This window comes from Oleiphilus sp. HI0123, from assembly GCF_001635315.1.
This window is the reverse complement of the sequence record NZ_LWGE01001899.1, coordinates 1-9,083: the sequence shown is the minus strand read 5'-3', so window position 1 is coordinate 9,083 and position 9,083 is coordinate 1. Positions and strand designations below refer to the sequence as shown.

At 47.0% G+C, this 9,083-nt stretch carries 4 protein-coding genes; 1 reads left to right on the top strand and 3 read right to left on the bottom strand.

Annotated elements, in window-relative coordinates:
* The first annotated feature begins 45 nt into the window (after nucleotides 1-45).
* On the top strand, nucleotides 46-5,490 hold the full coding sequence (locus A3761_RS25270) for an invasin domain 3-containing protein (protein ID WP_068751145.1): 5,445 nt from the start codon (nucleotides 46-48) through the stop codon (nucleotides 5,488-5,490).
* Nucleotides 5,491-5,506: 16 nt separating this feature from the next.
* Here the strand turns inward: A3761_RS25270 and A3761_RS25265 are convergent, their stop codons facing one another.
* From A3761_RS25265 to rnr, 3 genes are all read right to left on the bottom strand, one after another.
* Nucleotides 5,507-6,376 (bottom strand): DMT family transporter, encoded by an 870-nt coding sequence (locus tag A3761_RS25265; protein ID WP_068511319.1) that lies wholly within the window; start codon nucleotides 6,374-6,376, stop codon nucleotides 5,507-5,509.
* A 22-nt stretch (nucleotides 6,377-6,398) separates the two neighbouring features.
* A complete protein-coding gene (gene rlmB / locus A3761_RS25260; RefSeq protein ID WP_068511320.1) occupies nucleotides 6,399-7,136 on the bottom strand; it encodes a 23S rRNA (guanosine(2251)-2'-O)-methyltransferase RlmB in 738 nt (245 codons plus the stop codon).
* A gap of 6 nt (nucleotides 7,137-7,142) precedes the next feature.
* Nucleotides 7,143-9,083, bottom strand: a 1,941-nt coding sequence (gene rnr, locus A3761_RS25255) for a ribonuclease R (protein WP_068751142.1), incomplete at its 5' end; no start/stop codon positions are given.

Below are 9,083 nucleotides of genomic sequence, written 5' to 3'. Positions count from 1 at the left end.
GACCTGTCCGGCGTCGCAGATGAGGACAGCACCNATATTTTTAACGTGCCAATCGGGCAAATAGTTTCCGGGAACAATATCGTCGAAGTCACCATAGCAAACCCTTGGGCCACTCGAGTCAATTGGGGACAATTACTTATCGATGAAGGGGATGATGATAGCTCTGAATTCATCAATATTAGCCTGTCCTCTATTGATATAGATAGTGGCACCGTCACGCTAAACCTAGATACCGAAGTACTGACAACCAGAGAGGGTGCCTACGGGCTAGAAGTAAACCTTGTCGACCAGAACGGTACCATGCACAGCCAAGCCACTGAAGACTTTCCAGGGCTTGTAGGGCAAACTCAGACTAGAACAAATAGTGTTTCATATCAGTTAGATGAACCGAGTGGCAACTTTCTAATTGAAGCTCACCTGTTTTTCCAGGAAAGCGGCTTTGACCTTCAGCAAGATTATGCCTCCACAACGTATTCACACATACAAGACTCCGGGCCTGATCAACTTCCTGCCAACGCAAATTTTTCACTTATCTCTGCAAATAATGCAAGCATCGTCGCCAATGGTAGTGCCACCACTACAATCACTCTGGATGGCTACGACCTAAGCAACAGACCAACGGCAGTAAGCGGCCAAACAGTGTTATTTTTCACGACAGCGGGGTCCATAAGCACAAGCACCGACAATGGAGATGGTAGCTACAGCGCAACGCTTACCGCACCTATTAGTATTGGCACAGCAACTATCAGCGCAACACTTGATGGTGCAACCGTTAGCGATACAGCGGCTGTCTCCTTGATTGCAGATACGCCTTCCATAGCGACCTCTCGCATCAATGCCGATACTGCTAGCCTGCCAGCAAGTGGCCTGGACACGAGCGTCATTACCGTTCAGCTTTCAGATATAAACAATAATGATTTGGCACGCGGTGGAAACAGTGTCGACATTACAGCCGATATTGGCAGCGTCGGGCCGGTCACCGATCTTGGCAATGGAAGCTACACTGCAGTTTTAACGAGCAGTACGACTGTCGGGACAGCCACCATCAGTGCAAGTCTTGAGGGAAGTACAATTGTGGATACAACCAGTGTTGAGTTCACCCCACTACCCGCCTCCATGAGCGATACTTTAATCACCGCTACGCCAAACACGCTAACGGCTGATGGAAGCACTACTTCAACTATTTTGCTCCAGGCTATTAACGTGCTTGGTAACGGATTAAACTCAGGCGGCAGTACCGTTAGTTTCGCGGCCAGTATGGGCAGTATCGGTGATGTCACCGACTTGAATGACGGTTTTTATAGCGCAACCTACACCTCCCCCACCAATACCGGTGTCGCGATCATTAGCGCCACCTTTGATGGTGAAGATGTTATTGACACTGAAATGATCAACCTTCAGGCAGGAGCGCTACTCGCCTCTAGCGGCGTTATTACCAGTCTCGATGCTGCCGTCATCGCTAATGGCTCCAATACTACAACTATCACAGTTCAAGGAAGCGACGTCTTTGGCAATAGTGTCGAAGTGGGTGGCGCCACGGTTACTTTAAATACCAATTTTGGTAGTTTAGGCGCGGTAAGCGATATGGGAGATGGCCGCTATAACGCGACTCTACTGGCTCCAGCCACAACAGGCACGGCAGTGATTACTGGGACTATGAATGGCCAAAGCCTTGTCGATACCGCAACCGTTCAATTTGTACCGGGCCCGGCAAGCTACCTGAACAGCACACTAAACTCATCATCACCTGTTCTGACGGCTAACGGCAGCGACACCGCCACCCTCACACTTCAAGCCATTGACCTGACTGGGAACTATCTTACTTCCGGTGGTGACACCGTCATTATTAACTCAACTGCCGGCAGCCATAGCTCCGTGAACGATTTAGGTGACGGCACTTATCAAGTCATCTTTACCGCAGATGAAACAAGGGGCGTCGCAGTAATCACAGCAGAGTTAAACGGTGTACAGCTCTCCGATACCGCAAGCATATCTATGATTCCCGGTAATGCCGACTACTCTAACAGTCAAGTTAACAGCAGTCTGAGCCAAATTGTTGCAGACGGCCAAACCCTTAGCCAAATCACTGTCGAAGCAATTGATGAGCATGGCAATGCTCTAACAAACGGAGGAGATATTGTCACCATTTCCAGTACCTTAGGCAGTGTTGGTGATGTGACAGATTTAGGCGATGGTCGATATCAAGCCTCGCTACAAAGTGACACCACGGTCGGTACCGCGACAGTATCCGCGACGATCAACTTCTCGGAAATTGCTGATGTTGCCTTAGTATCGTTCATGTCGCCCCCCACTATCGATGATCTGGCAAGCCCGTCGCCTTTACCTACTTTAACGGGAACATTTCCTCAGATGACCGGAGCAAGCTTTTCAGTCGGCGTCAATCATATCAACTACACACTCGGCGATGGCAACCTAAGCTCAGACGGTTCAAATTGGAGTATTACTATTCCAACCGGAAATGAGCTAGCCGATGGGACTTATGATGTCACAGCGCAAATCACCGATATCGCCTCACAGATAAGCTCTGATACCTCGATTAGCGAACTTCTTATTGATACTGTAGTACCCACAATTTCATTAAATATTTTGCGCTCAGCTGATAGCAGCAATATCCTAACGTTTCCGGTCTCAGGTCGCTGCACAGAAACAATCGACACTATTACTATCACCGTTACTGATGGACGTTCAAACTCTGTCAGCGAAAGCGATATGAGCTGCTCTCCCGCTACCTCAAACGAAGGTAGCTTCAGCACTGAAATTAACCTAAGCAGCCTTCAAGACGGCGACATCACTATTAATGCAAGTATCGCTGATCGAGCTGGAAACCAGGCAACTGACCAAGATAGTGTTAGTAAAACCGCTTGTGCCCCAGATAATACTGTTGAAATTTGTGATAACGATAGCGATGGTATTTCAAACGGTGACGAGATAAGCCTGGGTCTCGACCCTGATTACTACGATAGTGATGGTGACGGCATTAGTGATCTTGAAGAGCTAGGGGCCGATCTCAGTTCACCATTTGACTCGGATGGAGATGGCATTCTCGATGCCTTGGATACTGACTCGGATAATGATGGCATTAACGATGCTGGAGAGCTGGGAAGCGACCCAAACCTTCCTCAAGATAGTGACAACGACGGCACACCTGACTATCGAGATCGAGACTCAGACAATGACCATATTCCTGATTATCTCGAACATAAGTTTGTAGCTGAAGATTTTGATAATGACTCTATCCTCAACCACCTTGATTTGGACAGTGATGGAGATGGCCTCCCCGATGCCATTGAAAATGGCGTCGCATTGCACCTCGACTCGGATGACGATGGTATCGATAACGGCTTTGACGTCGACCTGACTGGAGGAGAAGACCTCAACCTGGATGGTATTGATGACGCGATAAGTCTTTTGGATAGCGATGGCGATAATAGCTACAACATCTTTGACCTGGACAGTGACAACGATGGTATGAATGATGAACTTGAAGCTGAGTTAACTGCCAGCTTAGACAGTGATGGTGACGGTATCAATGACGCCTACGATGTTGACAGCACCGGGGGCATCGATACCAACCTGGATGGTATCGACGATATCATTAACCCACCAGACACTGACGATGACGGCTTTCCGGATTATATCGATCTCGATAGTGACAATGACGGTTTTACAGACGTGGTGGAATCAGGTGGTACCGATAACAGCCCTATTGACGGTATTCATGACACTCCCGATTCGCAAACAAGCTCACCTACCGATACTGATGGCGACGGTTTGCCCAACCACCTTGAGCTTGAAAGTGGTGATAGCACAAATGATGGTAATGGGCCTTTCGACATTGATAACCTGATCGTGCCAATCCTCGATGCCGACCAGGATGGGCAAATCGACCCAATGAGCGATACCGATGGCGATGGCATTCTCGACAGTGTCGATGAAGACCCGACCAACTTTGGCTCATCCATAGACATTGATGGTGACAGTATCACTAACTCTGACGATCTAGACGATGATAATGATGGTATTCCTGACATTATTGAAGGGGACTTCACTGTCGATACCGATGCTGACGGACAACCTGATAAAATTGATTTGGATAGTGACAATGATGGTTTAACTGATATAAGAGAGTCGAATTCAGGACTAATTGATCTGGACAGCAACGGTGTAATCGATACAGTCGTTGATGCAAATGCAGATGGCCTAGACGATGCGATCACGTCAGCTTTTGCCGTGTCAGACACTGACAACGATGGTGTACCCGATTTTCAGGACCTTGACTCGGACAATGATGAAGTAACGGACCTTCAAGAAGCGAATCTTCCGGGTACGGACCTTAGTGAGATTGACAGCGACAATGACGGTATGGTTGACCTGCTATCATCATCGTCAGGCTTAAGCAGTCATGTTTTCTCTACGCTTATCGATAGCGATGAAGATGGAACTGAAAACTACCGGGACCGCGATAGCGACAATGACGGCTACCCTGACGGCCTGGAAAACGGTGACTTTGATAACAACGGGATTATCGACCTTGCCGAAGATGACGACACTGGTATTAGCACAGCCAAAAGTGGAACAGGTGGCACCATTAATCCCCATCTAGCATGGTTGCTGCTTTTACTTCCCTGGCTTTATAAGAGCTACAGAGCAATACAACACAAGCATGCTTTCTGGATGGCGATAGTTTTTTTACCTCTGCTTATGCATGTAAATGATGCCTCGGCTGACAACAATAATCAGTGTGCTCAGGAGCTAAAATTTGACGATTTATCAGAACTCTTATTTCAACCCTGTTGGTATGTATCCGCCGGGCTAGGTTATAGCTACTTGGCCCCCTCTGGAGAAAGTAACGGCTGGTCAAGTAATGACAAAAGTAGTATTGGCTTTAGTTTCTTGGCTGGTCGCCATCTCAGTGAAAAATGGGCACTGGAGTTAGACTATTCTTTCCTGGGGGAAGCGGGCTTAAAAAATAGTAACCCCACCCTAAATGCAAGTCTAGATGCGGCGATTAGATACCGAGCCCCAAGTCTAATGATTGCATATCGATTCTTACCCCAATATAAGCCTTTCAATGCCCACTTCAAACTTGGGGGAACCTGGCTCAATACAGAAGCAACAGACTCGCGTATTGGCTATGAAGAAGAGTCAACTGTACAAGTTACCTGGGGAATCGGTGCTTACTACAGATTCACCGATAGTCCCTGGTTCATCAGCTTTGACTATACCAATCATGCCAAAGATGCTCGCTTCAGCGGCTTTCATATAGGCCGTTATTTTGGCTTCAAAAAACACATTCCTAAAGTGGAAAAAATCGTAAGAACCCCATTTGAGAATCTACAGCTCCAACTCGATTCAGACCAGGATGGCGTGATAGACAAACTCGATGAATGTCCGCTATCGGATCGTGGAGTCGAAGTTGATAAAACAGGGTGCTGTACTGAAAAAGCAGGCTGTATCAGGATTCAGTAGTAATCAATAACGATTATTAGTTCTGTTTCTCATGAGACTGCGCAAGTACAAAACCGAGAAGCATCAGTATAGCTCCCACAAAGCCGTACATACCTAAGACTTCATCGAATACCCAGTAACCAACCATTGCGCCAAAAACAGACTCCATCGAAAATATGATCGCTGCAATAAAGGGGTCTGCTTTCTTTAAAGCAAAGACCTGAAGTGTATACGCCATACCCACAACGAAGATGCCACTACACAAGGCCCAAAGATAAGCAGAGTTGAGACTAGCCATAGGGCCGCCCTCAAAGCTCAGGGAAAAAACTAAACTTAATAAAGCGCAGACAATAAATTGAAAAAGTGCGAGAACAAGCAAGTCATGCTTGCCCACCCAGAAACTGATAGCCCATAAGTGAAGAGCCCAAAAAACGGCTCCAGCAAGTGCCAAGCCATCACCTAAATAATTAAACTTTCCATCAAAACCGCTCAGTAAGGACAAGCCACACAGAGCAATCAAACCACCAATCCAGGTCAGTAAAGGGTAACTTTTCTTAAATAAGATACCGATAAGCGGGACAAGCGCGACATAAAAGCCGGTGATAAAAGCCACATTGGCGACTTTAGTATAGGCCAAGCTGATTTGCTGAAAAGCAGCGCCAGCCGTTAACAGTAGGCCTAAGCCTGCACCGGCGAGAATCGTTCTCTTATTAAGTAAGGCTGTACGCGAACTCTTCGAAGAAAAAATAAAGGGTAATAGCATCATGGCGCCAAAAGCAAAGCGCCAAAAATTGAAGGCAACGGGAGCCATACCCTCCAAGGCCAAACGCTGAGGTGCAAACCCCAGCCCCCATAGCAAAGCAACCAAGAGTAAAAGCAAATTGATAGGAGAGAAAAGTCGACTCATCAAAAGCCCTAAACGCTACTTTTTAAGCTTGCCGCTGTCGCAAAGCCTCGAACAAACAAATCCCTGTCGCAACGGAAACATTTAAGCTGCTAACACTCCCGATCATTGGAATTTTAGTAAGCTGGTCACAATGCTCTCGCGTCAGGCGACGCAGACCACTGCCTTCAGCACCCATTGCGATAGCAGCAGGGCCTTTAAGATCTGTTTGATAGATATTTTGCTCCGCTTCTCCGGCAGCACCCGTTATCCATACACCAAAGTTTTGTAACCACTTCATGGTACGGGCTAAGTTTGTCACTCGAATGACAGGCACATGCTCAGCGGCACCACAAGCCACCTTCTTTGCAGTGGCATTCAAGGGGGCGGACTTATCCTTCGGCACGATCACGGCATGGACACCCGCCGCATCAGCTGAACGTAAACATGCCCCCAGGTTATGAGGGTCAGTCACGGAATCCAGAATCAATAAAAATGGAGGTTCATCTAGCGCTGAGAGAATATCTTCAAGATCTCCTTCATGCTTCTCAACTTCCCCTTTAATAGTTGCCACAACACCTTGGTGACGACCGCTGACCAACTTGTCTAATTCCTTCCGAGGCACATAGTCACAAGAGAGCCCTTTAGACTGAAGCAAGCGAATAAGCTTTGATAAGCGCTGGTCGTCCCTACCCTGCTGTACCAATACAGAGATAACCGAATCGGCCTCTTTTTGCACTAGGGCCTCAACTGCATGCAAACCAAATACGGTTTCTTGATTCATTAACTCTTAACCTTTTGTTTTAACTTTGCGCTTTCTAATTGCTGGCGTCACCGGCTCTGAATTAGCGTCTGATTTTACCTTGTTAATTTTCTTTAAGGGCTTTTTTACTTGCTTGCTTTTTAAAGCTTCTAGCTTGCTTGGCTTGCGCTTTAAAGGCTGGCTAGATTTAAGCTCTTGAGGCTCTTCTGTCTTCAACTCTGAAGAAGACTTCGGCTTTCTTGACTTGGCTTTTACCGGACGCTCGGTTTTCTTTCTTGCGCCATTTCGGGATTTAACCTTAGGTTTATCACTTCCCTGACGTCTATCCGCTTCTTTACGCCGCTCACCTGCCTTCCGCTTGTCCTGACTGTCGCGCTTGCTACCGCTTTTGGGCTTACCTTTCTTAGGGCGCAATTTGTCACGTGACTTGGAACTTGAGCTCACTAGAACCAGGTCAACCTTGCGCTCTTCCAGATTGATGTTTGAGACCTGAACAAGCACCCTATCACCCAGACCAAAGCGCTTACCTGAGCGTTCACCGATCAGGCGATGCTTCGCTGCATCAAATTGATAATAATCACTGTCTAAAGTCGAGACATGAACTAGACCTTCAGCATATAAATCAGCTAGCTCTACAAAGAAGCCAAAGCCCGTCACGGCGGAGATAATACCCTCAAACTCCTCACCCAAGTGTTGCTGTAGGTACTCACACTTAAGCCAGCTCATTACATCACGCGTCGCCTCATCAGCACGTCGCTCAGCCAACGAGCAGTGTTCACCAAGAACCAGCATTTTCGCTAGGTCATATGGGTATTTATACGCTTTTCTTAACTCAGGAACCTGAGCATCCGTAGCAATACCTACGTCGTCAAAATCATTGTTCTTAGCTGAATAAATAACAGACTTGATAGCACGATGTACTAGTAAGTCAGGATAACGCCTGATAGGTGAAGTAAAGTGAGCGTAGTGTTCATAAGCCAAACCAAAGTGACCTTTCTCTTCAGGCCCATAGACTGCCTGGCTCATAGAACGCAATAAGACGGTTTGTAGAACACTGAAATCAGGACGATCCTGGATATCCGCCATAATTTGTTGGTAATCTGAAGGAGATGGATCTTCACCGCCCATCAACTGCAAACCTTGTTCACCTAGAAATGAACGCACATTCTCTAGTTTTTGTGTCGTCGGCCCCTCGTGAATTCGATACAGGGTTGGCAGCTTATGGCGCGATAAAAACTCTGCTGTCGCAACATTCGCACAGAGCATGCACTCTTCTATGATTTTATGGGCATCATTACGTTCAGTTGGTACAATCGCATCAATTTTTCGTTCATCACCAAAAATAATTCTGGTTTCAACCGTTTCAAAATCAATAGCACCACGATCTTTACGACGACTGACCAGCACTTGGTATAAACCATACAGTTCGTGCAGCTCGGGAAGTCGATCAGCAAAATCTTCACAAAGTTGAATGCCATCACTTGAGTCGGGCTCTTCCAGAATGGTTCCAACCTGGTTATAGGTCAAACGCGCGTGGCTGTGCATTACCCCTTCGTAAAAACGACTCTTAAGGACTGAACCTTCAGCGTTAATATCCATTTCGCAGACCATACATAAGCGGTCAACTCTAGGATTAAGGGAACACAAACCATTAGATAAAACCTCAGGCAACATCGGCACAACATGGTCGGGAAAATAAACCGAGGTTGCGCGGTTATTTGCTTCGACATCCAACGGTGACTCAGGGCGTACATAGTGGCTAACATCAGCGATCGCAACATAGAGCTTCCAGCCGCTTCCATTTCGTTGACAATACACAGCATCGTCAAAGTCTCGCGCATCTTCGCCATCAATCGTAACAAGGGGCAAATGCCTGATATCAATACGCCCGGCTTTGTCACTATCGAGAACTTCTGATTTGAGTGTATCGACAGTTTGTTGAACTTCAGGCGGCCACTCAAAAGGAAT

Bases quoted from the DNA above. Each gene is read 5' to 3' on its own strand.
- A3761_RS25265 (WP_068511319.1), bottom strand. From the start codon at position 6,376: ATGAGTCGACTTTTCTCTCCTATCAATTTGCTTTTACTCTTGGTTGCT.
- rlmB (WP_068511320.1), bottom strand. From the start codon at position 7,136: ATGAATCAAGAAACCGTATTTGGTTTGCATGCAGTTGAGGCCCTAGTG.